Annotated in this window: 20 protein-coding genes; 10 read left to right on the top strand and 10 right to left on the bottom strand. The window is 46.2% G+C overall.

Annotated elements, in window-relative coordinates; all coding sequences use genetic code 11:
- Positions 1–222 precede the first annotated feature (222 nt).
- The gene (locus E2R66_RS25845) at positions 223–513 is read right to left on the bottom strand and encodes a hypothetical protein (protein WP_133228958.1); all 291 of its coding nucleotides are present in this window, start codon (positions 511–513) and stop codon (positions 223–225) included.
- Positions 514–654: 141 nt separating this feature from the next.
- Here E2R66_RS25845 and E2R66_RS25850 point away from each other — a divergent pair, with 141 nt between their 5' ends.
- The 3 genes from E2R66_RS25850 to E2R66_RS25860 all read left to right on the top strand — a co-directional run bounded on the left by E2R66_RS25850 (position 655) and on the right by E2R66_RS25860 (position 3,514).
- Entirely contained in the window at positions 655–1,335 is a 681-nt protein-coding gene (locus tag E2R66_RS25850; RefSeq protein ID WP_133228956.1) for a helix-turn-helix transcriptional regulator, read from the top strand.
- 477 nt (positions 1,336–1,812) lie between these two features.
- Positions 1,813–2,796 carry an MBL fold metallo-hydrolase gene (locus tag E2R66_RS25855; RefSeq protein WP_133228954.1) on the top strand — a complete coding sequence of 328 codons (984 nt, stop codon included), beginning with the start codon at positions 1,813–1,815 and terminating at the stop codon, positions 2,794–2,796.
- A 241-nt stretch (positions 2,797–3,037) separates the two neighbouring features.
- Positions 3,038–3,514 carry a DUF4126 family protein gene (locus tag E2R66_RS25860; RefSeq protein ID WP_133228952.1) on the top strand — a complete coding sequence of 159 codons (477 nt, stop codon included), beginning with the start codon at positions 3,038–3,040 and terminating at the stop codon, positions 3,512–3,514.
- A 1-nt stretch (position 3,515) separates the two neighbouring features.
- Here the strand turns inward: E2R66_RS25860 and E2R66_RS25865 are convergent, their stop codons facing one another.
- Positions 3,516–4,226: a peptidase associated/transthyretin-like domain-containing protein gene (locus E2R66_RS25865; RefSeq protein ID WP_133228950.1), complete on the bottom strand. Its 711-nt coding sequence runs from the start codon at positions 4,224–4,226 to the stop codon at positions 3,516–3,518.
- Positions 4,227–4,451: 225 nt separating this feature from the next.
- Between E2R66_RS25865 and E2R66_RS25870 the strand changes: the two genes are divergently transcribed.
- Together E2R66_RS25870 and E2R66_RS25875 are read left to right on the top strand one after the other, a co-directional pair.
- Positions 4,452–4,958 (top strand): sigma factor-like helix-turn-helix DNA-binding protein, encoded by a 507-nt coding sequence (locus tag E2R66_RS25870; protein ID WP_133228948.1) that lies wholly within the window; start codon positions 4,452–4,454, stop codon positions 4,956–4,958.
- Entirely contained in the window at positions 4,933–5,433 is a 501-nt protein-coding gene (locus E2R66_RS25875; RefSeq protein WP_133228946.1) for a hypothetical protein, read from the top strand. The genes E2R66_RS25870 and E2R66_RS25875 overlap by 26 nt, the downstream gene beginning before the upstream one ends.
- Before the next feature lie 172 nt (positions 5,434–5,605).
- On the opposite strand, the gene E2R66_RS25880 is transcribed toward E2R66_RS25875, so the two are convergent.
- Entirely contained in the window at positions 5,606–7,144 is a 1,539-nt protein-coding gene (locus tag E2R66_RS25880; RefSeq protein WP_133228944.1) for an alpha-N-arabinofuranosidase, read from the bottom strand.
- Positions 7,145–7,247: 103 nt separating this feature from the next.
- On the opposite strand from E2R66_RS25880, the gene E2R66_RS25885 reads away from it, so the two are divergent.
- Positions 7,248–7,640: a hypothetical protein gene (locus E2R66_RS25885; protein WP_133228942.1), complete on the top strand. Its 393-nt coding sequence runs from the start codon at positions 7,248–7,250 to the stop codon at positions 7,638–7,640.
- Between the two features lie 313 nt (positions 7,641–7,953).
- Here E2R66_RS25885 and E2R66_RS25890 read toward each other — a convergent pair whose 3' ends face one another.
- The 4 genes from E2R66_RS25890 to E2R66_RS25905 all read right to left on the bottom strand — a co-directional run bounded on the left by E2R66_RS25890 (position 7,954) and on the right by E2R66_RS25905 (position 12,200).
- Positions 7,954–9,180, bottom strand: coding sequence for a multidrug effflux MFS transporter (locus tag E2R66_RS25890; RefSeq protein WP_133228940.1), 1,227 nt, complete (start codon positions 9,178–9,180; stop codon positions 7,954–7,956).
- A gap of 428 nt (positions 9,181–9,608) precedes the next feature.
- The gene (locus tag E2R66_RS25895) at positions 9,609–10,001 is read right to left on the bottom strand and encodes a bactofilin family protein (RefSeq protein WP_133228938.1); all 393 of its coding nucleotides are present in this window, start codon (positions 9,999–10,001) and stop codon (positions 9,609–9,611) included.
- Between the two features lie 162 nt (positions 10,002–10,163).
- On the bottom strand, positions 10,164–11,027 hold the full coding sequence (locus tag E2R66_RS25900; RefSeq protein ID WP_133228936.1) for a M23 family metallopeptidase: 864 nt from the start codon (positions 11,025–11,027) through the stop codon (positions 10,164–10,166).
- A gap of 318 nt (positions 11,028–11,345) precedes the next feature.
- Positions 11,346–12,200 (bottom strand): M23 family metallopeptidase, encoded by an 855-nt coding sequence (locus E2R66_RS25905; RefSeq protein ID WP_133228934.1) that lies wholly within the window; start codon positions 12,198–12,200, stop codon positions 11,346–11,348.
- Positions 12,201–12,415: 215 nt separating this feature from the next.
- Between E2R66_RS25905 and E2R66_RS25910 the strand changes: the two genes are divergently transcribed.
- The 4 genes from E2R66_RS25910 (at position 12,416) to E2R66_RS25925 (ending at position 15,292) form a co-directional block, all read left to right on the top strand.
- Positions 12,416–12,826: a BrxA/BrxB family bacilliredoxin gene (locus E2R66_RS25910; protein ID WP_133228932.1), complete on the top strand. Its 411-nt coding sequence runs from the start codon at positions 12,416–12,418 to the stop codon at positions 12,824–12,826.
- Between the two features lie 174 nt (positions 12,827–13,000).
- On the top strand, positions 13,001–13,585 hold the full coding sequence (locus tag E2R66_RS25915; protein WP_133228930.1) for a Crp/Fnr family transcriptional regulator: 585 nt from the start codon (positions 13,001–13,003) through the stop codon (positions 13,583–13,585).
- 290 nt (positions 13,586–13,875) lie between these two features.
- Complete coding sequence (locus tag E2R66_RS25920; RefSeq protein WP_133228928.1) at positions 13,876–14,106, top strand: hypothetical protein; 231 nt, start codon at positions 13,876–13,878, stop codon at positions 14,104–14,106.
- A gap of 214 nt (positions 14,107–14,320) precedes the next feature.
- Positions 14,321–15,292, top strand: a complete 972-nt coding sequence (locus E2R66_RS25925) for a quinone oxidoreductase family protein (protein WP_133228926.1) — start codon at positions 14,321–14,323, stop codon at positions 15,290–15,292.
- A gap of 183 nt (positions 15,293–15,475) precedes the next feature.
- Here E2R66_RS25925 and E2R66_RS25930 read toward each other — a convergent pair whose 3' ends face one another.
- From E2R66_RS25930 to E2R66_RS25940, 3 genes are all read right to left on the bottom strand, one after another.
- Positions 15,476–17,848 carry an ABC transporter permease gene (locus E2R66_RS25930; RefSeq protein WP_133228924.1) on the bottom strand — a complete coding sequence of 791 codons (2,373 nt, stop codon included), beginning with the start codon at positions 17,846–17,848 and terminating at the stop codon, positions 15,476–15,478.
- 89 nt (positions 17,849–17,937) lie between these two features.
- Complete coding sequence (locus tag E2R66_RS25935) at positions 17,938–20,580, bottom strand: ABC transporter permease (protein ID WP_204985992.1); 2,643 nt, start codon at positions 20,578–20,580, stop codon at positions 17,938–17,940.
- A gap of 12 nt (positions 20,581–20,592) precedes the next feature.
- On the bottom strand, positions 20,593–22,998 hold the full coding sequence (locus E2R66_RS25940) for an ABC transporter permease (RefSeq protein ID WP_133228922.1): 2,406 nt from the start codon (positions 22,996–22,998) through the stop codon (positions 20,593–20,595).
- Positions 22,999–23,207: the final 209 nt, after the last annotated feature.

Genomic DNA, 23,207 nt, shown 5'->3' on the forward strand with positions numbered 1-23,207 from the left:
AAATCCGGAATCTGGTTCAGTGGTTGATTTGCTTATTGACTTTCTTTCACCAAGCCCATCAGTGTAATACACTCTCCAATCTTGAGTTAATGCGACAGATGTACCAGGAAGTTCTACTACTAAGTTTATTACAGGTGACGAGGAATGAAACCAAACGCTCTTTTTAATTTCAACAACCTTCTTAAAGCTGATATTGCTATATGACAGCACGTTGTTTGCCAATTATTTACCATTAGAATCGTAAACTACATCTCCCAGGGTAACTGAGTATTTTTTAGTTGCATAGTCATAGCTTAAAGCCGCGCCATACATAGGCTTGTAATAGACAATCTTTTCCATATCTGTAAAATTATTATACCGGCCATCTGTAAATTTCAGCTCTAACCCGCAAGCTTCTTCTAATATTTGATTGATGTAATTTATGGTTTCAGCGCGCGTAGGTTTGGCAGTTTGTGCCTGGCTCGTGAACAACGCGGTTACAATAAGAACAATAGAAAGTAAAAGTTTTTTCATGATATAACTATGAATATTGTTTACCTCACTAAATAATACAAAAAACCGAGCAAAAAAAATACCCGTTTACGGGTATTTTTTAGCGTAAATTTTGAATGAACATCAAATAATATTGTTATTTTAGTAACAACCGCTCTTATCATGATTAAAAACGACTACACTAGCATCATATCCCAAAGTATTGGCGAAATTGTTTTAATAGCTGATAAATTACCCGGCGTTGTTATCATCCATGACCTACGCGACTGGTCTGTCGCCTGGATGTCGAAACGGGGGTTGGATCTGCTCGGTATAACGCTGTCTGAGGTTACTACTATAACATCAGCAGAATATTTCGCACGTTATTTTAACAGCGAAGACACAAATGAATCTGTACCTAAAATATTGGGGCTGCTTCAAAAAAATAATGACGGCGACTTTTGTACGTATTTTCAACAAGTTCGCTTTAGTATCCCTGATGATTATAATTGGTATATGAATGGTTGTAAAATACTTGCCAATGATAACGAGGGAAAACCGCTATTAACAATTACGTTGGCATTGCCCATTGATGCTATGCACCACATGACAACTAAAGCATCGAGGCTGCTTGAAGAAAATAATTTTTTGCGGCGAAATTTCCAGTTATTCTCGAGCTTAAGTAAACGCGAATGTACTGTTTTAAAATTATTGGCATTAGGAAAAAGCTCGACTGAAACGGCTAATGAGCTCTTTATTGCCATTGGTACAGTGGAGACGCACCGCAAAAACATCAGACGCAAATTAAAAACAAGTGATTATTACGAGTTGTGCCAATTTGCGAGAGCTTTTGATTTAATATAAAATAGCGACATAGCTTGCCTGAGGAGGCTATTTACTTAAATTAACACATATCAAATGAATACCTAACCCAACTTTGCATGCAGGATCAAAAACAAAATTTAACAAATAAACGCGGTAGCTCATTGTTGCCCGGAGTGATCATTATTCATCGAATGCCAGGCTTTAGCCTTGAGTAAATGTACCACTCTGGCGTGAGATGACGTGCGGGGCGGGCGGGTAAAGGCTTCTCGTGCCAAACCCACCAAGGCAAACACTCGGCAATCATGTTTTTTAGCCTGTGGTCGGTTTTATCCTCACACCACTCCGATTATCTCCCCGCACCGTCTCTCGAAAGAGCACACTTCGCTTCGGCCTGTAAATAGTTCTAAATAACGAAATCACTCGCCGGAGGCGCATTTTTCAAAGAGGCCCTGCGGGGGGGAAATATCTTAATAAACATTCAACCCCCGCTACGTATATTAGCCTAACCCTTTCATTATGAAACCCAAAAATCACCTCAGTTTTTTCACCGCCGGTATATTTTTGCTCGTTACGCTACCCATATCCGGCTTTAACACGCCTAACCCTACGGCCACTAAAGCCGACGATTGGTGCAACAGGCCGCCCCGCCCGGGACTGGAAAAGTTTAAGGAAATCAAAACCTCCAGGCCATGGTTTAAGGTTTATGCTATAGGGCATGATACCTATGCCATAGATGAGCCTTATAATTGGGAGGAAACGATAGGTTACCTGATACTGGGTAAGGATAAAGCACTGTTGTTCGACACGGGCATGGGGCTGGATACGATTTCATTATTGGTGAAGGAACTGACTAAGCTGCCGGTTATAGTACTCAATTCGCATACGCATCCCGATCATATTGGCGGTAACCACGAGTTTAGCAACGTCCTGGCTATGGATACCCGGTACACCCGCAGCAATGCCGCTAAGGGTTACGCGCACAACGACGTAAAATGGGAGGTTGCCCCGGCTTCATTTTGTTTAGCCCGCTTACCAAAACAGGATACCGCCCGTTATGCTATCAAACCTTTTAAGGTGTCGCGCTTTATTAAAAGCAAGGAGGTGATTGATTTGGGACAAAGGAAGCTACAGGTAATTGCCACTCCCGGGCATACACCAGATGCGATATGCCTTTACGACGCCCGGGCGGGCTATTTATGGTGCGGCGATAGCTTTTACGAAGGGCCAATTTTACTTTCTTCGGACGGTACCGACCTGAAAGCCTATCAGCAAAGCATCAACAAAATGGCCCGCCTGGCCGCAAAAGCAAAATGGGTATTACCCGCCCATAACCTCCCAATGGCCCAGCCCGCGCTCTTGATAGAGGCCGCAAAAGAATTTAACCTAATAGCCTCGGGCGCGAAGAAAGGCAAGCCGGGAGAGGACCATACATTGACGTTTACTTACGACAAATTTTCGTACCAGATTGGTGAAAAGTTTATGCAGCAATTAGGAAGATAAATTCAGCTGTGCATATTCTCTCATCTATACATCTAAAACTGGAGTCCGTATCAAAAATAAATCCAGTGTTAAACAACAAAAATAAATTTGGTCAAGATAGGCTTTGTGCCCTTTGTGCTAAACGGCATGCCAATCTTTGCGGCCTTTGTGGTTCAATTTTACCACAAAGCCAAATCTAAAATGTATTGATGATACCGCCTCATCCACTCAAACTATCCGCCATCCCCCTTGTTATACCATCATGAAAACACCTAATGTAATATGGCAAACTGTGGGGCTGGGTGCTGTTGCGGGTATGCGGGCTACTATGGCACCCATGCTGGCCAGCCATTATTTGAGCAATCACCCCAATCCGGCATTGTCGGGCACGGCGCTGCGGTTTATACAGATGCCGGTTACTGCTGTAATTACCAAGCTGCTTTCTGTCGCCGAAATTGCGGGCGATAAACTACCCACCGCGCCGGATAGGATAGGCATGCCGCAGCTACTGGGGCGCGTGGTGTCGGGCGCTTTTGTTGGCGCAACCATATTCAAGGCCAATCGCAAAAGTGTTATGGAAGGTATATTGTTAGGCGGGGCATCGGCATTGGCTGCTTCCTTCGCAAGTTTTTACCTGCGTAAGTTGGCCGATAAAATTCCGCACGTAAAAGACCCCGTTGTTGGCGCGGTAGAAGATGTGGTGGCCCTGGGCACGGGCTTGTCTATACTGCCGGGATAATTCAATTAGTTAAAGTAGCTGGCGTACGCTTATCGGGCGGCAGGGCTTGGTATTGCTTGTAACTATCGCTCAGGTAGGTTATCATGTTGAAGTCCTTGCGGTCGAAAACTTTCACGCTTGGCGTGTACAGGCTGATGAAGTTATCCAGTTCCTCGCCCTTAAGTGGCACGTATTTACCTATAGTTTCGGGCACAAAGAGCTCATGGATGCGGTCCATCGTATCAAAATCATGCAGTTTTTTGTCCAGTTTGGCTTTGTCCCGCTCGCCTTTTTTCCAGTAATGTATGCGAAAAACTGCGCCACCATCTAAGTTGCCCATGCGGTCGCGGTGGTAAACCATCGTTTGGCCATGGTATTCCTTATCGTAATTTTTGAATTTCTTCGCCAAATCAGTACTAGTGATGTCCACCTGCTTAAGCTGTATATTCTGAGGCAACATAAATATTTCGGTATTGCCAAGGCTGGTAACCACCGCGGTATCGTTGTAGTAGCCAAAGCTTTTGAACAAAACCAGGTCGCCAAGTTTGGCGGGAATAGAGAAATTGCCAGCTTTGTCCGACTGGGTGTTCTGCTTATTGCTCAGGTTCTCTATCCAGATATTGCTGAGGCCTAAACGCGTTTTATCCTCAAACACGCGACCTTTGAATGTTCCCTGGGCTAGCGCAACCGAACAGGATAACAGGAGTGTGAAAATCAGCAGATATTTAGGCATAGCCTAAAAGTATAAAAAAAGTAGCATGCTGATGACCTGTGCAGAGGATTTAACTAAATTTAACAATTAAAAGAGGCTCAGAATTAATGATTTTAACCTGACTTAATACAGAAAGAAATTTTTTTAACCCGGCTATTCTATTTAAGTAGTATATTTATTGGCAAAAAAAACGGAACATCCTTTTATTTTTGGTTACGCTGATACGCATTTATACCCGAACCCATTTTGGAACAGAACTTAATTAACAACGGCTCGGCTTTGCCAGGTGGCGTACAAACACGGCAAGATTTGTATAATAGCTACGGAGGCATGCTGCTTGGATACCTTTTTGAGGCTACCAAAAGCAAGCCCATTGCCGAGCAATACCTGGTTGATATTTTCAACGGGTTGCAGTTTACCGATATACAGGCTATGACCAAGCCAGGCATAAATACCTTTTGCCAATTGCAGGCAATTGCGCGTAAAAAGTTGGCCTCGCTTTCTGATGCTGTTGATGAATGCGCCGGGCCGGCTGCAGAGTCGAAAGCTCTGGCCGAGCAAAGCAACAAGTTTACAGATTTGATGGAGCCCGAGCAGCGCCGGGTATTTTGTGGTATTCATTATCATGGCAAAAGCACCGGCACCCTGGCAGCCGAGCTGAACAAAACAGAAGAGGCCATCAGGCGGATATTAAAAGAATCGTTCAACGTTATCAGGAACCAACGCAATGATACAGCAGCAGTATATAGATAGTGGCATTTTAGAAGCCTATGTTACAGGCACTGCCACCGATGCTGAGGTGCGCGAGCTGATGTACATGAAAGCCCAATACCCCGAGGTGAACTTCGCCCTCCAGCAACTGGAACTGGATATGGAACATATTGCCCAACACATGGCCATTGCCCCGCCGGCTGGTACTTGGAACAAGATATCGGACACCATAGACGAACTCATCCTGCGGCCCGAGTTTAACCCCGGGCAGTTTCAACCCAACACAGGAGATAAGGGCTTTAAAGATCACCAAACAGATAACGGCCCGCATTTTATAGAGGTGGAAGCGGAATCTAACCACATGAAGATCCATAAAAACTGGAAATGGGTTTTTGCTGCGGTATTTATTTTAGGCAAGATTTTCCTCGGTTGCGCCATTTATTTTTACCTGGAGAACCGCCAGGCGCAGCAACAAGTGCAGGAACTCAAAACCGAGCTTAAACAACTGAAGAAATAGCAAACGCAACAGCGTTTATATAAAAAAAAGCCGGTTGAAGCGCAAAAGCTTTAGTCGGCTTTGCTGTTTTTACCAGGTAGATACTAGGTAAAAACAAAAAACGCCACCCTGCGCGAGGATGACGTTTCAAAAAGGTTCTAATCACTAATTGCTTTCTTGCCAAATCTGGGGATTAATTCAGCTCCAGCGTTACGATAGATTTAGAAGGTAGGGTAACGGTAAGCTTGTCGCCGTCTTTTTTAGCGCCGGTAAAATCTTTCAGCGTTAGTTTGTTAGGCTGCTCGAACGTGTTTACATCGGTAATATTGGCCGAGGTGAGGATGGTGCCTTTCACCTTGCTCCAAACGATATCCTTAAGCGCGGTGCTTATGGTAACGCTGTTGTGCAGATCCAGGTTTACCAAGGAGATGTGTATTTTACCGTTAGCATCCTGCGAAGCAGAAACGTTTACCGCAGCTATTTTTTTGCCGTCTACCTCGTAATCGGGAGAGTTGAGTTTGATGTTGAGGTATTTGGCATCCTGGTGCACCTGGTACATATCAAATATGTGGTAGGTAGGGGTAAGGATCATCTTCTCTTTTTTGGTGAGGATAAGCGCCTGCAGTACGTTGATGGTTTGGGCCAGTTCGGCCATTTTTACCCTGTCGCAATGGTTGTTGAAAATATTCAAAGTGGTGCCGGCTATCAGTGCATCGCGCAGGCTGTTTTGCTGGTACAAAAAGCCTGGGTTGGTGCCCGGTTCAGGGTCGGTCCAAATACCCCATTCATCCACTACCAGGGCTACTTTCTTGTCGGGATCGTATTTGTCCATTATGGCGGCGTGTTTGCTCACCAGGTCGTCCATACGTATGCAGTTTACCATGGTGTTAAAGTACTCGGCCTCGCTAAAGCTGGTTGCCGAACCCTTTTTGCCCCATTGGCCTGTTGGTATGGTGTAATAATGCATCGATACGCCCCACATCATCCAGTTAGGGATGTTTTTCATGAGCGTTTCGGTCCAGTGGTAATCGTCGGAATTAGCGCCGCTGGCAATTTTCTTCAGTTTTGCACCGGGGTAATCCTTCGCAAAAGCCGCGTAGCGCCTAAACTCGTTGGCGTAGTATTCGGCAGTCATGTTGCCGCCGCAGCCCCAGTTTTCGTTGCCTACACCCCAAAACGATACCTTGTAAGGATCGGCGTGGCCGTTTGCCTTGCGTTGGCTCACCACGGTGCTGGTGCTATTGCTGTTAAGGTATTCTATCCATTTGCTCATCTCATCTACCGTGCCGCTGCCCAGGTTGCCGGCAATGTATGGCTCGGTACCCAGCAGTTTGGCAAGCTCTAAAAATTCGTGCGTGCCAAAGCTGTTATCTTCGGTAACGCCGCCCCAGTTGGTGTTTACCATGCGGGGACGTTTTGCGGTGGGGCCAATGCCATCGCGCCAGTGGTATTCATCGGCAAAGCAGCCGCCCGGCCAGCGCAGGTTGGGTATTTTTATCTTTTTGAGGGCTTCAACCAAGTCAAGCCGTATCCTGTCCTGCTTTTTCACGGGCAGGTTTTTGTCTACCCAAAAACCATCGTAAATGCCACGGCCCAGATGCTCGGCAAATTGCCCGTAAATGTGCCTGCTGATGGTTTCCTTAGAATCATTGGTGATGGTGATGCTGCCATTGCTTTGGGCAAATGCAACCGACTGCCCCGCCATGAGTAGCAGGAATAGGTACTTCTTCATAAAAGGTTATAATTAATAAGTGTTGTTTTAACAATTATAAAAGTAGGTATTTTTTTGGCTTATGCAAACGGATTAAGATAAATTTGAAAAATCATCATCTGCCATGAAAATATACCCCATCGTTATAGTCCTGATTTCCGTGCTTTTTGCCGCCTGTAAGCCCGGGCTAAGTCCCGAACGCCTGTACGGCAAATGGAATTACACCCGGGTAGAAAAGCCCGCGTCGCCCGGCGATAGCATAACCCGCTTTGTTATTGCAGACGAAAAACCGTTCATTGTTTTCAATAAAGACAATACCCTGCTGATATACTGGGGAGGCAAGGTGCTTTCGCAAGGCAAGTTTACTACTGCGGGCATGGATATCAAATACCGGGAAGATCTGGGCGATGGCAAAACCCGCGATTTCCCCTTCGCGGTTAACGAGCTGTCGGATAAGAAGATCATCTTCGAAACCCTGGGCGTAGATGGTTCAAGGGTGACGGCGGTGAGGGAGTAGGCAGCTTGCAGTGGGCAGTTTGCAGTGGCAGTAGCAATTAATGTCTGAACTCGAATTTTAAAGGAATTTTAAGAATTGCCAGAAGCACTTGCGCTGGCACAAAGCCAATTCTGAATATTCTCTAATTCCATAAAAGTCAGTTCAGACTTACGCAGCCCCAAGTGTGGACACTTGATGAGGTGGGTTATCGTAGAGACGCAATTTGCGTCTCCCGCATGCAAATCACCCATGCAAATCTGTGCACAATATTGCGAGTCGCAAAATATTGCGTCTCTACGGTGAAAAACCAAAAAAATCGGTGAAATCAGTGCTTCTAATGAGCCGCTGCGCCGCCACCCTGCTTCGCCTCAACTTTAGTCTTGATAAACCGCCTGCCAATCAACAACAAGCACAAAGCCATTGCGCTGGATACAATAATGACGGATGCCATGGGCACGGCAGATTTTGCTTTGAATAAGCTGATGCCAACCGACACTGCCGAGCCAATGGCCATTTGCGATGCCCCTAACAGGGAGGATGCCACGCCGGCATTCTTTTCGAAAGGCGCCAGCGCCAATGCCGAAGTATTGGGGCTAAGGAGGCCCACGCAGCACAGGATGCCGAATATCATGATGATAGTACCCACCAGGCCGAGCCAGCCCTGCAGCGCGCCGATTAAAAACACCACCGCTATGCACGCCATGGCAATCATTACCGCTATTACGATCTGTTCGCTTTTGTATTTTTTGACCAGCATGCTGTTTACCTGACTGGATCCGATGAACCCGATGGAAAGCATGGCGAATATCCAGCCATAGGTTTTGGTGCTTACCTTAAATACCTCCATAAAAACAATGGGCGATGCCGCGATATAGGCGAACAGGCCCGAAAACGCCAGCGCGCCGCAAAAACTATACGTGTAAAACTGCGGCGTTTTCAATACGCCTAAAAAGCTATTGATAATAGGCCCAGGCGCAAGCGAATAGGAGGGATCCGGCGGGTAGCTCTCGGGCAGAAGGAATATCACGGCAAGGCTTATCAGTACCGCTATTACTGTGAGGATAAGAAATATGACATGCCAGCCCAAAGATGCGCTCACATAGCCGCCCACCGTAGGTGCAATAAGGGGCGACGCGCCAAGTACCAGTATCAATAATGCGAAAACCTTGGCACTATCTTTCACCGGGAACAGGTCGCGTACCATTGTCATCGAAGCTACTGCCGCCGCGCAACTGCCTATGGCCTGCACAAATCGGAGGCCGATAAGCATTTCGATACTGCCGGCAAAATAGCAGCCGATGGATGCGATGATGTACAATGCAAGTCCGAAGTACAGCGGCCGTTTACGCCCAAACCTATCCAGCAATGGCCCGTACAGCAACTGACCAGCCGATATGCCGATGAAGAAACTGGATAGCGAGAGGGCTACCGTCTCGGTAGTGGTATGCAGCGATTTGGCAATGGCCGGGAAACCGGGTAAGTACATGTCTATTGAGAATGGCCCCAATGCCGTTAGCGCGCCTAGTATCAATATCAGGCGGAAGTAGCGTTGCTTCGTCATCTCGTAAATAACGCGCTTTAATTTGAGATGCAGGAAAGCGAGCGCGAATTATTGCAAAAAAGTGAACCGCTGATTTTAATTGTTATGTTGATTGTCTGAACCATGATTTATACGATTAAAGGATGAAAGGATTTGAAGAGTGCAATCAAGGCAATCCTTAAATCCTCATAATCATGGTTCAGAAAATTATAGCATTGCTTGCTGTCTGAACCATGATTTATACGATTAAAGGATGAAAGGATTTGAAGAGTGCAATCAAGGCAATCTTTAAATCCTCATAATCATGGTTCAGAAAATTATAGCATTGCTTGCTGTCTGAACCATGATTTATACAATTAAAGGATGAAAGGATTTGAAGAGTTGTCTCGTCCTGAAAAAAGTGCAATCAAGGCAATCCTTAAATCCTCATAATCATGGTTCAGACTGAACTACGCGGCTTTCTCCCCTATGGTTTTACCGGCAACAACAGGGGCCATGCTTAGGTTGCCGTTGTGTACGCCGCCCACTTCTACCTGCAGCGTAGCGGTTTTGATATCGCCTGCAATATTGCCTGTACTACGTATCTCTACAGACGATGCATTGATATCGCCGGTAACCTTGCCATAAACAACAATTTCTTTGGTAACGATGTTGCCTTTAACCACGCCCTTTTCGCCAAGGATGAGGCCTTCATCAACCGTGATGTTGCCGTTTACGGTGCCATCTATACGGGCAAAGGCAGGGGCTTTAAGGTTGCCGTCTAAAACTGCGCCTTCACTAACGAGTGTTGATATTGCCTGAAGGTCAAGCGCTACTTTTTCTTTTTTACTGAAGATGGCCATGGGGGGATTGGTGAATGGTTGGTGTTTAGTGAGTGGTTGATTGGGTGAGTGGAGAGTGGTTATATTGTGGTGAAATTTAATAATTGTTAAAGGTTGTGATGGTCGCTATCCAGGTGAGCTTTGCAACCACTCACCACTCACCACTCAACCATTCACCACTCGCTATTTATTCAGCGTTAAAAAATTAATAGGATTTACAGGTTTGCCGTTTTTGCGCACCTCGTAGTGCAGGTGCGTGCCGGTAGAGTGGCCTGTTGAGCCTATCTCGCCTACTTTTTCGCCTACGGTTATCTGCTCCCCTACTTTTACCGTAATGCGCGAGAGGTGCCCGTACAGGGTTTCGAAACTATTGCCATGATCTATCCTTACGCAGTTACCATAACCGCCGTACCACCCTGCAAAAACAACTTTGCCATTGGCGGTGCTTTTGGCCTCATCGCCACGGGCACCTTTAAAATCAACGCCGGGGTGAAACTCTGCACTGGCCGAGTTGAATGGGTCGCTGCGGTAACCGAAGAATGAGGTGAACGAGCTAATTTTGGGGTATCCCATTGGCGTAAAGGCCACGTTGCTCATCAATTGGTTAAGATAATCGTTATAAAGGCTGTACACCTCTTTATCAGATAGCTTTTTGCCTTCGGCGTTGGCATCACCGCCTGTGCCTTTGGTGGTAAAACCTTTAAGGCCGCGGCGGCGCAGGTAATCGTTTATGGTTTTAAGTTTGCTTTCTATCTGTTGGATATAGCCCTGTGCAGCATGCTGTTCGCCTGCTTTTTGCAGGTTTGCAGGTATCTCGCCCTTTAGCTTAACTATCTGCGATAGCAATGCCATCTTTTCCTGTTCCTGCCGGGTGTTTTGGGCAGTTAAGTAGCAGATGAAGGCTGCCAGTATAACAAATACCGCAGCCACCGCAGCGGCGTAATGCTTTATCCGTTTTAAGTGTTTGGTTTTTACCTGCAACGATTGGGGTTTTCCGTTGCGGCTTAAGATCATAATGGTACTTACATCAGATGTCTTCGGGGTCATCAGGTTAATTAATTGGGACCGCAAAGTATGAAACGGAATCCATTTAATCAAATTAACATTGCGTTAACTTGTACATCTACAAGTAATTATAATTAATTTCCTGCGTAGAAATTTTTTTGCATAAAAAAGGCGATGAGCTTTACAGTTGGCGGTTGCCAGTTTTCAGTTGGCAGTGTGCAACGCGAAATTGGCAAAGAGGCATGTTAGCAATTTTACCTAAAATAGGTAGCGGCTTAAGCAAAGTTCCACCTGTAACAACAACGCTTTTACAGCAATCAAGAGATACTGCCAACTGCAAACCAGTAACTGCCAACTGGCTTACATATTCAAACTCAAATATTGTTTCGGGTTAACAGGGCGGCCATTCTTGCGTATCTCGTAATGCAGGTGCGGGCCGGTTGACCGGCCGGTTGAACCAACTTTACCAATTATATCGCCCACGGTAACGCGTTGGCCTTCGCGCACGTTTATTTTTGACAGGTGGCCATACCAGGTCTCTAGCCCATTAGCGTGTTTAATGCGCACGCAATTGCCATATCCGCCGGCTTTTGCTGCATATATTACGTTGCCACTGGCAGTGCATTTTACGGCATCGCCTTTGTTGCCTCTAAAATCGAGGCCGGGGTGGAACTCACTGTTGCCGAAATCGAAGGGGTTGCCGCGGTATCCGAAAAACGAAGTGAAGGAGCTTAGGCGCGGGTAGCCCATGGGCATATAAGCAATGTTGTTAGCCAGCTTATCCAGGTAGGTGTTAAACTCGCTATACATCTTGGTATCGCTTTTAGCCTTATTGCTGCTCAGGTTCACGGTTTTAAAACCAATGCTGTGCAGCCCGCGCTTACTCAGGTACGTATTGATGTTTTTAAGTTTAGATTGTATGCTTTCTATATAGCTAACGGCCTGGCTGCGGTTGCCGTCTTTTTCGGAGTTGGCCAGCATGGCCTCTTCGGTGGTTTTGTCTACTTCGGTTTGTAGTGCCGCAATCTGCGAGTGCAGGCGGGTGTTCTCGTGGGCCTGCTCGGCCAACTGGCTGTTTAGTTTCATAATGGCGGTCATCAATACCATTACCATAATGATGCCTGCCGCCATGGCCAGTTTAAGATGATTAAAGTGCTTTGCTTTTACCTGTACTACCCGGGGTTGGGTTTCATTTTTTTGCGTAAATATGCCCATTACCTAAACGTTCAGTTTTTAAGTTTTTTCTTTAGTTAATTAATCGGGGGTCAGTGTTAACCGACACCGCAATATAATAATTAATTTAATTGCAGCGCAAGATGAACTGATTATAACCCGAACGTCAATTAATCGGGTTTATTCTTTGTACGTATATTTTTTGTTAAATGATTTGGTATTTTTGTTTATAAATTAAGAATTAAGCTAACATACATATGTACCCGGAATATTTAGTGGCCCCGATGCGGGAAGAACTGACCAGAGTTGGTTTTGAAGAATTGAAGGATGCAGATGCAGTAAACCAGGCTATCAAAAGCGAAGGCACTGTATTTGTGATGGTTAACTCGGTTTGCGGCTGTGCTGCTGCCAATGCGCGCCCTGCTGCACGTATGGCCAGTGCCAACGAGAAGCACCCCGACCGCCTGGTTACCGTTTTTGCCGGTATGGAGCGCGAAGCTGTTGACGCTGCCCGTAACCTGATGCTGCCTTACCCGCCATCATCGCCATCGATGGCTTTATTTAAAGATGGTAAACTGGTGCACATTATAGAGCGCCACCAGATTGAAGGCCGCCCTGCGCAAATGATTGCCGATAACCTGATTGGCGCGTTTGAAGAGTACTGCTAGTTAGAAGCAAGACTTTTAGATTCAAGAGCCAAGAAAAAATAAAAAAGGTTCGGTGCGAAAACGCCGGACCTTTTTCTTTTTTGTCGAATTTTTAAATCCTGATTCTTATTTGTTGTATCTTAACTCTCGTCCTGATTCTTGTATCTTAACTCTTGATTCTACTAAGTAAAACCCATGCTTTTCCAGTTCAAAGACCAGTTTCCGCAATTAAAGCTTCACCTGGATAAGTACTTGCAATACCAGGAACGGCTGGAGCTGCCTGCAAAAACCATTCTGTTAGAAGAGGGAAAGGTTTCGCACCGGTATATTTTTGTTGAAAAGGGTTGCCTCCGGCTCTACTTCAACAACAATGGCGATGATAAAACGGTACAGTTCTTTTTCGAGAACGAGGGGCTCAGCTCGCTGGAAAGTTTCGTAAATAATACGCCCAGTATGTTCACCATCGAAACCATTGAGCCTTCGGTGGTGTATGTAACGCAGCAGAAACACGTGGGGAAACTGATGGAGGAGTTGAGTAACGAGCCCGGCTTTATGAAGATGATGCTGCAAATATTTGCCCGCAGGCAAACGCATTATATCAACGAGTTTGTTTCTTTCATTCGCGATACGCCCGAACAACGTTATCAAAACCTGCTTGCCGATAGGCCGCATATCGTACAGCGCGTACCGCAACATTATATTGCCTCGTACCTGGGCGTAAGCACTGTGCATTTAAGCCGCATTAAAAGCAAACTGGCAAAGGGTAAGTCGCATTTTTAAATAGGAATCGTAGGTCAGGGAAATAGCCTTTAAGGGGGAGGCACCTACGGAGCCAGTAGCATTGCCGATTATTTTCTATAAACACGATGCTCCTAGCGGAGCGTAATCTCAGTTCGGTCTAAACACTCCGGAGGAGTATCGTGTTTATAGCATAAGTGAGAAAGGCGAGAAGGCTCCGTAGGTGCCCCCTAATCAGCGACTTGTTTAAAAACGATTTCCCCGCATCGTATATACAGCAGTGTTTTTTATAAAAAAAGAAATCGTAAATTTGTTAGAAGGAGGACGAAGGAATGAGCAAAAAAATTGTAAAAATAGACACTGATGAACCGGATTCCTTTCCCAGAATCAAATCCTACTCTGTTTCGGAGATTCTGGCCGCCGGGGGTGCAGAGGCTTTTGCCACGAAACTGGGGAAGACATCTCAGAACCTTATCGCCCGTTTAAAAGAACTGCCAAAAGAAGCCTTTTTAACCGAAGAGGAAGCTGAAATAGCGCTCGAAATGCTCAGGAAAAGTAAATGAAATTGTTATTTGATACGAACATACTGGTTCATCTGGCAAAGAACATCCGCTAAAATTACTCCTTTATTTACCACCGATAACGATTTCGATCACATCAATGGCGTTTTCTTCGATGTGGTTAAGGTCAAGTCATCCTCACTCAAAACTTGATAACATATGTTATCGTACCGCACGTTCCGGCGGTCTAATTTTGCTTCCATCAAAATAAAATAAGATGAAAGCAGCAGTGATATACCCTCAGGATGGCTTACCCCGGTACGCCGACTTCCCCGAACCCACCGTACAAAACGATGATGAGCTTTTAGTTACGGTAAAGGCCGTTGCCATTAAGCATTTCGATAAAGGCCGTGCAAGCGGAACGCATTATTCAAGCAGCGTACCGGCAACCGCTGGCAAGGCTATTGGTGGCGATGGCGTTTGCCTGCTTGCCGATGGTACCCGCGTATATGGCATGGGCGTAAGCGGGATGATGGCCGAGAAAGCCGTTATCCATAAAAACCGCATGGTACAAATCCCCGCTGGTTTAAACGATGCTACCGCCGCAGCACTGCCCAACGCCGTCATCGGCGCAGCCATGGCCCTAAAGTTTAAAGCGGATATACAGCCCGGCAACGTGGTGCTGATAAACGGCGCAACGGGTTTTACCGGCCAGGTAGCGGTACAAATTGCCAAACATTATGGTGCCGCCAAAGTAATTGCAACCGGCCGGAACAGGGCTGCGCTTGATAAATTGCTCGCGCTTGGCGCAGATGAGGTTATTGCGATTGAGCAGGATGGCGAAGGTTTTAAAGCGCAGCTAAATGCCATAAACGCCCAAACACCCATCGATGGGATTATAGATTATTTGTGGGGACATACCGCCGAAATGATTTTTGAATGCCTGAAAGGCGATGGCTCGTTTACAAACCGGATAAGGTATGTGTCCGTTGGTGCCATAACCGGCGACCTTATTCAGTTCTCCGCCGCTAATTTGCGCAGCGTAAACTTGCAGCTAACAGGCTCGGGCCTTGGGGCATGGACTAAGCAGCAGGTTGGCCAGCTATTTTCAGAGATCCTTCCGGAGATGTTCCAACTGGCAGCGGAGGGGAAGCTCAGCATCGAAACTCAATCCGTTAAACTGGAGAACATCGCCGAACTGTGGAGCCTTGATGTACCCAACGGGCAACGGTTGGTGGTTGTGGTTTAGAGGTTGGAGAATTGTTGATTAGAGATTAGTTGGATTAGCGAGAAATATATAAAGCCCGGTTTTTTGCCGGGCTTTATTGCGTAATTGAAATTTATCTAACTTCTGACCTCCGGTTTCTAACCTATTATTTCCAACCTCCAAATTCCAGGATCTTAATTTATTACGCCTATGCATCCATTAACCCTACTCGGTTTTCAAACTCTTTACCGGGTTAGTTAATGCTGCCTTTATGCTTTGGTAGCTTACAGTCGTTATAGTAATGATAATAGCCGAAAGCGTTGCGATACAAAATACACGTGGCCCTATGGTGATACGGTAGGTGTATTTTTGGAGCCATTCTTCTAAAAACAACCAGGCTATCGGCGAAGCGATGAGGCAGCTTAATATAACAAGCACTAAGAAATCTTTCGATAAAAGGAACCATAGCTGCGTTATACTGGCACCTAACACTTTTCTTACGCCAATCTCTTTGATGCGTTGTTGCGCAATAAAGGCAGCCATGCCAAACAAACCCAGGCACGATACAAAAATAGCCAGCGTAGCAAATATGGCCGAAAGCTTCCCTACCAATAGTTCTTCGTTAAACTTTTGGTTGTAATCATCATCAACAAAACGGTAATCATAAGGGAACGCCGGGTTATACTTGTTAAATATGCCGGTAAGTTTTTCTATGGCCTTGCGGGTATCCACCCCGGCAGACAGGCGGTAGATCATATTCCATCCCCCGCCGTTAACAAAGGCGGTAGGGTCGGCATTTGCATAAGGTGAATCCATCAATGCGTCTTTTACCACCCCCACAATCCGGTACTGTTTACCATTTTTACTAATGGTTTGATTTAAGGGATCTTTTAACCGCAGGCGCTTTACTGCTGCCTCGTTCAGTATGAGGCTTAACGAATCGGTTTGTGAGTTTTTGATAAACTCCCTGCCCGATAACAGCTGCATCCCTAAAGTTTGCAGGTAACCATCACTTGCCGTAATATAGCCCAGTTCTACCGTTTCGCCTGGGTATTTCCCGGCCCACGAATCTACATCGCCGTGCGAGTAAACACCCGTAGCCGGGCTGCTTGAGGTAGTTACCGCTTCCACCACGCCGCTTTCAATAAGTTCGTTTTTAAGCGCGGGGTAATTCCTGCTCAGGTCTTCGTTCATATCCGTAGTAACCAGCCTGTTTAAATGATAGCCGGTAGGCCTGTTTTTAGCATACTGAATTTGATTATAGATAACTACGGTACTTATAATTAATGCAATGGAACAACTAAACTGTAAGATAACCAATAACTTGCGCGATAGGGTGGCGCCCCGGCCTGCTTTTACACTACCCTTTAAAACCATTACCGGCTTAAATGATGACAGGTAAAACGCCGGCCTGCTGCCGGCAATGAGGGTTATGGCTGCAACACTTGCCACTGCTATGAGCCAAAACACCGGGCTTTCAAAAGGTATGCTGATGGTTGTACCCGTAAGCGAGTTAAAATAAGGCAACACCAATTGCACCAGAAACAGGCATAAGGCAAATGAAACGGCAACCACCAGCCCGGCTTCGGCCAGGAACTGCACGATAAGATCGTTACGGCCCGAGCCGATTGCTTTTCTTACGCCAACTTCGCGGGCTCGTTTTTCAAACCGTGCGGTGGATAGGTTTACAAAATTAATACAGGCTATCAGCAGCACAAAAACACCAATAATGGTAAACATGCGCACGTACTCAATAAAGCCGCCGGTAGCCTTTCCGTTTTTATAGCTATTATACAGGTGCCAGTCTTTCATGGGCTGCATAATTACGTTAGAGTTGATGGCATTCACACTGCTTGTTTCTCCCTTTTCAATATCACGTATTTTTGCGGCAACGCTGCTGTAGCTTACGCCCGGCCTTAACTTTACAAACTGCCAAAAATTATTATCGGCAAAGCTGCTTGTGCGGGCTTCTTTCACCCAGTTCTGAGAGATTTCGAAGTATTTAAACGGAACTAAATATTTGAATTGAAATGTTGAGTTTGCCGGCAGATCTTTTATCACGGCGGTAACCTTTAAGTTGTCGTGATTATCAAACCTAACTACTTTGTTAACGGCATCTGCTGTGCCAAACAGCGCTTTGGCCGTTGATGCTGTGATAACGATACTATACGGATCTTTTAACGCGCTGGTAAGGTTACCCTGACTGGCAGCGTATGGAAAGATTTTTAAAAAATCCTCCGCAGCAAATATCCCTTTTGAAAAAAGCTTGGTCTCGCCCACCCGCAGGCCATGTGCGCTTACCTGGTCGGTCTCTGCCACATATTCAATCTCGGGTATTTGCGACCGGAGAGCATCTGCCAGCTTAAGTGAAGTGCTGCTAAAGGTAAGCGTATCACCATTACTGTTAAAGTTGCGGCGCACCTGGTAGGCCTGTTCATAACCCGGCAAAAAGCGGTCGAAACTGTATTGAAAGTATCCCCATAAGCCTATCAGCATGGTTACCGCAATACCTATGGCAAGCCCGCCAATGTTTAAAGCGCTATAAACCTTGTGCTTAACTAGGTTGCGCCAGGCAACTTTGATGTAGTTTTTGATCATATAGTTAAATCTTAAATTCGAAACAATAAATCCTAACGAGAATACCCATTCTAATTCAGAAATCGAAATCCCGAAATCCGAAATCAAAACTATTCGCTCTTCAAACTCTTCACCGGGTTTACCAGGGCTGCTTTTATAGATTGAAAGCTAACGGTAACTGCGGCAATCAAAATCATCAAGCCGCCCGGTAAGGCAAACATCCACCACTGGATAGTTGTGTGGTAAACAAAGCCCTGTAACCAGCCCGACATAAAATACCAGGCTATTGGCGCGGCCACAAACAGGGCAAATACCACCGGCAGTAAAAAGTCCGACAGCATCAACGTAAATAAGGATTGGACACCGGCACCCAATATCTTGCGGATCCCAATTTCCCTGGTGCGTTGCTCGGCAGTAAATATGGCTAATCCCAACAGCCCGAGACAAGATATAAATATGGCTATCACCGCGAAATAGTTGGATAGCTTGTTTACTACCTGTTCGCTCTTATATAGCTTTGCGTATTCATCATCAGAAAATTGGTAAGAAAATGTAAAATCGGGGTTCAGTTCTTTACAGATCGATTCGAGGCTCGTTAGCACTCTTTTGGTGTCGCCTGCTTTAACACGCAACAATATGGTTCCCCACTTTTGGTTATCGGCCAGCCTGATGACAAGCGGCTCTATACTTTGGTGCATAGAGTTAAAGTGAAAATCTTTTAAAAGGCCTATTATTTTACCGGCACGGCTGCCCATAGCCAATGGCTTCCCAACGGGTTTGCTGTATCCTATCTTTTTTGCAGCCGCCTCGTTAATCAGATAGTTGGCCGAATCGGCAAACTGTTTTGAAAAATCCCGCCCGTCTAATAGCTCCAGTTTCATGGTTTTAACGAAGTCATAATCTACCATCGCATCCGAAAAAGACGAATTGCCCGGTGCTTTTCCCGGCCAGGAAATATCTCCTTTAGTGTGCCCAATCACGGTGGGCGATTCCTTCATTTTAGTGACAGCTTGTATGCCTGGTAAACTACCCGCTTCATCTTTAAAAAGTTCATACTTTTTTATCAGTTCGCCTTCCAATGGTATATATACCAGGTTCTCGCGGTCGTAACCCAGGTTTTTCGACTGCACAAAGTCCATCTGCCGCGATATAACAACCGCGCTCACAATGAGGATAAGCGACATGGCAAACTGAAAGATCACAAGCGCTTTGCGAAAGTATGCGGCTGAAGGTTTTATTTTATATCCGGCTTTTAAAGTACGCACCGGGTTAAGCGCCGAAAGAAACAATGCCGGGTAGCTACCCGCTACCGCACCAGTTATTACAACCAGGCCAAGCAATGTAAGCCAAAATAAAGGCTGGTTATAAGGAAGCGATATCTGCTTCCCGCTGATGCCATTGAAGGCCGGCAGCAATGCGACAACGATAACCAGCGATAACAGCGCTCCTATAAAGGTTACCAATAGCGCTTCGCTCAAAAATTGCTTTACCAGGCTTGCCCTTGCTGCGCCAATAGCTTTTCTTACGCCCACCTCTTTTGCCCGCTTAACAGACCGTGCTGTAGCCAGGTTCATAAAGTTAACGCAGGCTATCAGCAAAATGGCAATTGCTACAATATTAAATAGTTGTACATAGGCAATCCTGCCGCCATCCAGTTGCCCGTTTTTAAACAACGAATGAAGATATCTTTTGGTATATGGCTGTAGCAGCAACTCCGATTTTGCACCCTGTTCGTCTGCCTTGAATTGTTGTATAAATGCTTTGATCTTGGCACCCACCACCACCGGGTTGGCATCTGCGCGTAGCTGTACAAAAGTATAAGGGCTGCTGCTCTCCCAGGTTGCTGCCCAGGCGTTTTCGCTTGTAAAATCTTGCCATCCCTTTAGAAAATCAAACTGCTGCGAGGAGTTGGCTGGCAGGTTCTCAAACACAGCAGTGATGGTTAAGTTATCCTTATTTTCAAAACGGATGGTTTTACCTATGGCATCCGCCGCCGACCCGTAAAACGCTTCGGCCATTTTGCGGGAGATGGCTAAGCTGCCGGGTTTGTTCAAAGCACTTTCGGGTCTTCCCTCTAAAAGTTTATAGCTAAACATTTTAAAGAAATCGGCACCGGCGTAGCTGCCATCCATTTTTAATACTTTGTTAGCGGCCTCAAACGTAACGGGGTGGTTTTGTTCCAGCCCGCTGGCGTACAATACTTCGGGTACCTGTTTTTTTAGTTCTTCGGCTAATGGCGCTTGTGTAAGGTAGCCGGCCTCTGCAATCCCGTCGTGCGTTTTACGTTCGTAAACCTGGTATAAGTATTTACCGTTTTTATGAAAACCATCCACGCTGTATTCATCCCAAACCCACAAGCCAGTCAGCATGGCCAGGGCCATACCAACTGCCAGTCCGCTGATGTTTATAAAAGAGAACGCTTTGTTAACAGCGAGGTTACGCCAGGCAACCTTCACATAGTTCTTTATCATACTTAAATTTATTTGAGAAGATCTACCTGCTGGCTGCCAATCAAATCGGGTTACATTTTGCTGGTTGCTGTTGATCTTATTGCGTATGTTATTGAAAAGCGCTGCGCTGTTGTCGCGCTCTGCCTCCAAACTGCTCTGCCACCAGTCTTCAATGCCGTTTAAAGCATTCGCCAAAGCGGGATTATTCTTAAGCAGATCAGACAGTTCCTTAAGTTCGTCTCCCGATGCTTCCCCAGCCAGCTTTTTGGCTGCAAGGTTCAAAATATGATCTTTAAACTCCATACTTAACCGTCTCTATTCGCTCCTCAAACTCTTAACCGGGTTGCTTAGTGCCGCTTTGATGCTTTGGTAGCTCACCGTAAGCATGGTTATACCTACCGCACCTACGGCAGTGGCTGCAAATATCCACCAGGATAGGTCGGCGCGGTACTTATAATTTTGGAGCCAGCCGCCCATAAAATAATAGGCTACCGGTATGGCAAACATTAGCGAGATACAAACCAGCGCAATAAAATCTTTCGACATTAATTGCCACAAACTGAACACCGATGCGCCAAGCACCTTGCGCACGCCAATCTCCTTGGTGCGCTGCTCTGCCATAAATGAGGCCATGCCGAATAAACCCATACAGCTGATGAAGATAGCCAGCAGTGTAAAAAAGCCGGCCAGTTTGCCTACGCGTTCTTCACTGGAGAATTTACGGGCATATTCTTCGTCGGTAAATTTATAATCGAATGGACTGGAGGGGTTGTATTGTTTAAACACTTGCTCAACCTTGGCCAGCGCATCGTGCGTACTCATTTTAGGGTTCAGGCGAACATCTACCAAGTCGCCGCCGCCGCCCGATAGCGAAAATAGCGTGGTCTTTACCGGCTCGTACGGAGACGACATCACCAGATCCTGCACCACACCAATCACATGGTATTTGTAATCGCCACTTTTTACAGTAGCACCTACGGGGTGCTTCAGGTTCATGAATTTCACCGATGCCTCGTTGAGGATAAGGGCCGATGAGTCGGCTTTGTTATCCCGCGAGAAATCGCGACCGTCTATGATGTGCCATTGGGCAACTTTTCCAAATTCGGGGCTTATCCTGATGAAGGCGAAATCGTCCTGCAGGTCCGGCGCTTTTCCTTCCCAATCGAAACCGCTGCTGTTAGAGTACACATCGGTAAGCGGACTGCCCGATTCGGCAATTTCTATAATAGCTCCACTTGCCAGCAAATCGTTACGCACGGCACTGAAGTTTTTGTGGATATCCTCCGTTTTCATGCTCATTTGCACCACGCCCGTACGCTCGTAACCAACGGGGCGGTTTTTGGTAAACTGCACCTGCCTGAAAACGATGAGCGTGCCGATAATGAGCGTAGCCGACACAAAAAACTGCAGTACCACCAGCACTTTGCGTGGCAAGGCAGCATATTTGCCCGCCTTAAAGGTGCCTTTTAAAACCTTAACGGGCTGGAAAGACGACAGGTAGAATGCCGGATAACTGCCGGCAATGATACCGGTAAGCAGGGTAAAGCCGATGCCCAACAGCCAAAACACGGGGTTGCCCCAAAGCACCTTCATGTCTTTACCGGCAACCTGGTTAAACCAGGGCAAGGTTACCCATACCAGCAGGATGCACAGCACGAAGGCAAATGCCACCACCATTAACGATTCGCTGAAGAACTGGGCGATGAGTTGTGCCCTTACCGAACCAACTGCTTTGCGGATACCTACCTCTTTAGCGCGCTTTTCTGAGCGGGCGGTGCTTAAATTCATGAAATTGATACAAGCCAGCAGCAGCACAAACACACCGATGATACCAAACAGCCAAACAAACTGTACGGCGCCCCCGGTGTTTTTACCGTCTTTAAATTCGCTGTAGAGGTGCCATTTTTCCATGGGGTGCAAAAACACCCGCGGGTTAAAAGAGGCACCTACCTTATCGCCCTGCGCAGCGATGTTCTTCTTCTTTAAATCTTTGATACGGGTATCTACTTGCGTAATATCCGCACCGTCGTTTAGCTGTGCAAACAGCTGGAAGGAGTTGTTGCCCCATTGCGTCGAAGCACGTTTCAGCCAGTCCTCCGTTTGCACGTAAAGTTCCCAGGGTAATATATAGGTCAGGTCGTTAAATTCTGTGTTGCGGGGCAGGTCTTCATACACGCCGGTAACGGTTACATCTTTTTTATTATCAATCCTGATGGTTTTGCCCAGCGGGTCATCGCCACCAAACATGGCGGTTGCCACCTTTTGCGATATGACGATAGATAGCGGGTCTTGCAAGCCCTTGCGCGTGCCTTTCAGCATTTTCAGTGTCAGCATATCGGGTGCTTCCGGCTGCATGTAGCTGCCGGTCATGCTCAGCTTTTTATCGCCAACGGCAAGGATGTGCTCAAAGTTCCAGCTGGATAGTACCATGTACTTAAAATCGCGGTTGGGCCCGGTGTAGTCGCTGCGTAACATGGTGCCCAATGGTATAGGGATGGCCACCTGGCTAAAGGTATTACCATTGATGGTTTGGTGTTGCATTACCTTCACTACACGGTTGTAGTTGTCGTGGTATTTATCGTAAGATAGCTCGTCCCATATCCAAAGGCCGATGAGCATAGCAACAGCCATACCAACCGATAAGCCCGACACATTGATAAACGTATGCGTTTTGTTTTTGATGAGGTTGCGCCAGGCAACTTTTAAATAATTTCTAAACATGGACCGCTGATTTTAATGATTTTAGGATTCCGTTGATTGTTTGGAGGATTACACCGATTAATATGATTTTTCGCGCTTTAATGTTTTTAAGGTGCTCAAGAGATTCTGTGTTAATAATCAAATATTTTTTAATTTTGATTTATTAAAGGCGGCTTAAGTCAGCCTGTTTAGGGCAGTTCATCATTTAATGGCTGCCCTAACCCTTTTAA

Origin of the sequence: Mucilaginibacter psychrotolerans, assembly GCF_004519315.1 — a bacterium.
Lineage (GTDB): Bacteria > Bacteroidota > Bacteroidia > Sphingobacteriales > Sphingobacteriaceae > Mucilaginibacter > Mucilaginibacter psychrotolerans.

Coding starts and splice junctions, on each gene's coding strand:
- E2R66_RS25850 (WP_133228956.1), top strand. CDS start 655: ATGATTAAAAACGACTACACTAGCATCATATCCCAAAGTATTGGCGAA.
- E2R66_RS25865 (WP_133228950.1), bottom strand. CDS start 4,226: ATGCCTAAATATCTGCTGATTTTCACACTCCTGTTATCCTGTTCGGTT.
- E2R66_RS25905 (WP_133228934.1), bottom strand. CDS start 12,200: ATGGGCATATTTACGCAAAAAAATGAAACCCAACCCCGGGTAGTACAG.
- E2R66_RS25935 (WP_204985992.1), bottom strand. CDS start 20,580: ATGGAGTTTAAAGATCATATTTTGAACCTTGCAGCCAAAAAGCTGGCT.
- E2R66_RS25860 (WP_133228952.1), top strand. CDS start 3,038: ATGAAAACACCTAATGTAATATGGCAAACTGTGGGGCTGGGTGCTGTT.
- E2R66_RS25900 (WP_133228936.1), bottom strand. CDS start 11,027: ATGACCCCGAAGACATCTGATGTAAGTACCATTATGATCTTAAGCCGC.
- E2R66_RS25845 (WP_133228958.1), bottom strand. CDS start 513: ATGAAAAAACTTTTACTTTCTATTGTTCTTATTGTAACCGCGTTGTTC.
- E2R66_RS25910 (WP_133228932.1), top strand. CDS start 12,416: ATGTACCCGGAATATTTAGTGGCCCCGATGCGGGAAGAACTGACCAGA.
- E2R66_RS25895 (WP_133228938.1), bottom strand. CDS start 10,001: ATGGCCATCTTCAGTAAAAAAGAAAAAGTAGCGCTTGACCTTCAGGCA.
- E2R66_RS25855 (WP_133228954.1), top strand. CDS start 1,813: ATGAAACCCAAAAATCACCTCAGTTTTTTCACCGCCGGTATATTTTTG.
- E2R66_RS25915 (WP_133228930.1), top strand. CDS start 13,001: ATGCTTTTCCAGTTCAAAGACCAGTTTCCGCAATTAAAGCTTCACCTG.
- E2R66_RS25885 (WP_133228942.1), top strand. CDS start 7,248: ATGAAAATATACCCCATCGTTATAGTCCTGATTTCCGTGCTTTTTGCC.
- E2R66_RS25925 (WP_133228926.1), top strand. CDS start 14,321: ATGAAAGCAGCAGTGATATACCCTCAGGATGGCTTACCCCGGTACGCC.
- E2R66_RS25890 (WP_133228940.1), bottom strand. CDS start 9,180: ATGACGAAGCAACGCTACTTCCGCCTGATATTGATACTAGGCGCGCTA.
- E2R66_RS25920 (WP_133228928.1), top strand. CDS start 13,876: ATGAGCAAAAAAATTGTAAAAATAGACACTGATGAACCGGATTCCTTT.
- E2R66_RS25875 (WP_133228946.1), top strand. CDS start 4,933: ATGATACAGCAGCAGTATATAGATAGTGGCATTTTAGAAGCCTATGTT.
- E2R66_RS25880 (WP_133228944.1), bottom strand. CDS start 7,144: ATGAAGAAGTACCTATTCCTGCTACTCATGGCGGGGCAGTCGGTTGCA.
- E2R66_RS25940 (WP_133228922.1), bottom strand. CDS start 22,998: ATGTTTAGAAATTATTTAAAAGTTGCCTGGCGCAACCTCATCAAAAAC.
- E2R66_RS25930 (WP_133228924.1), bottom strand. CDS start 17,848: ATGATCAAAAACTACATCAAAGTTGCCTGGCGCAACCTAGTTAAGCAC.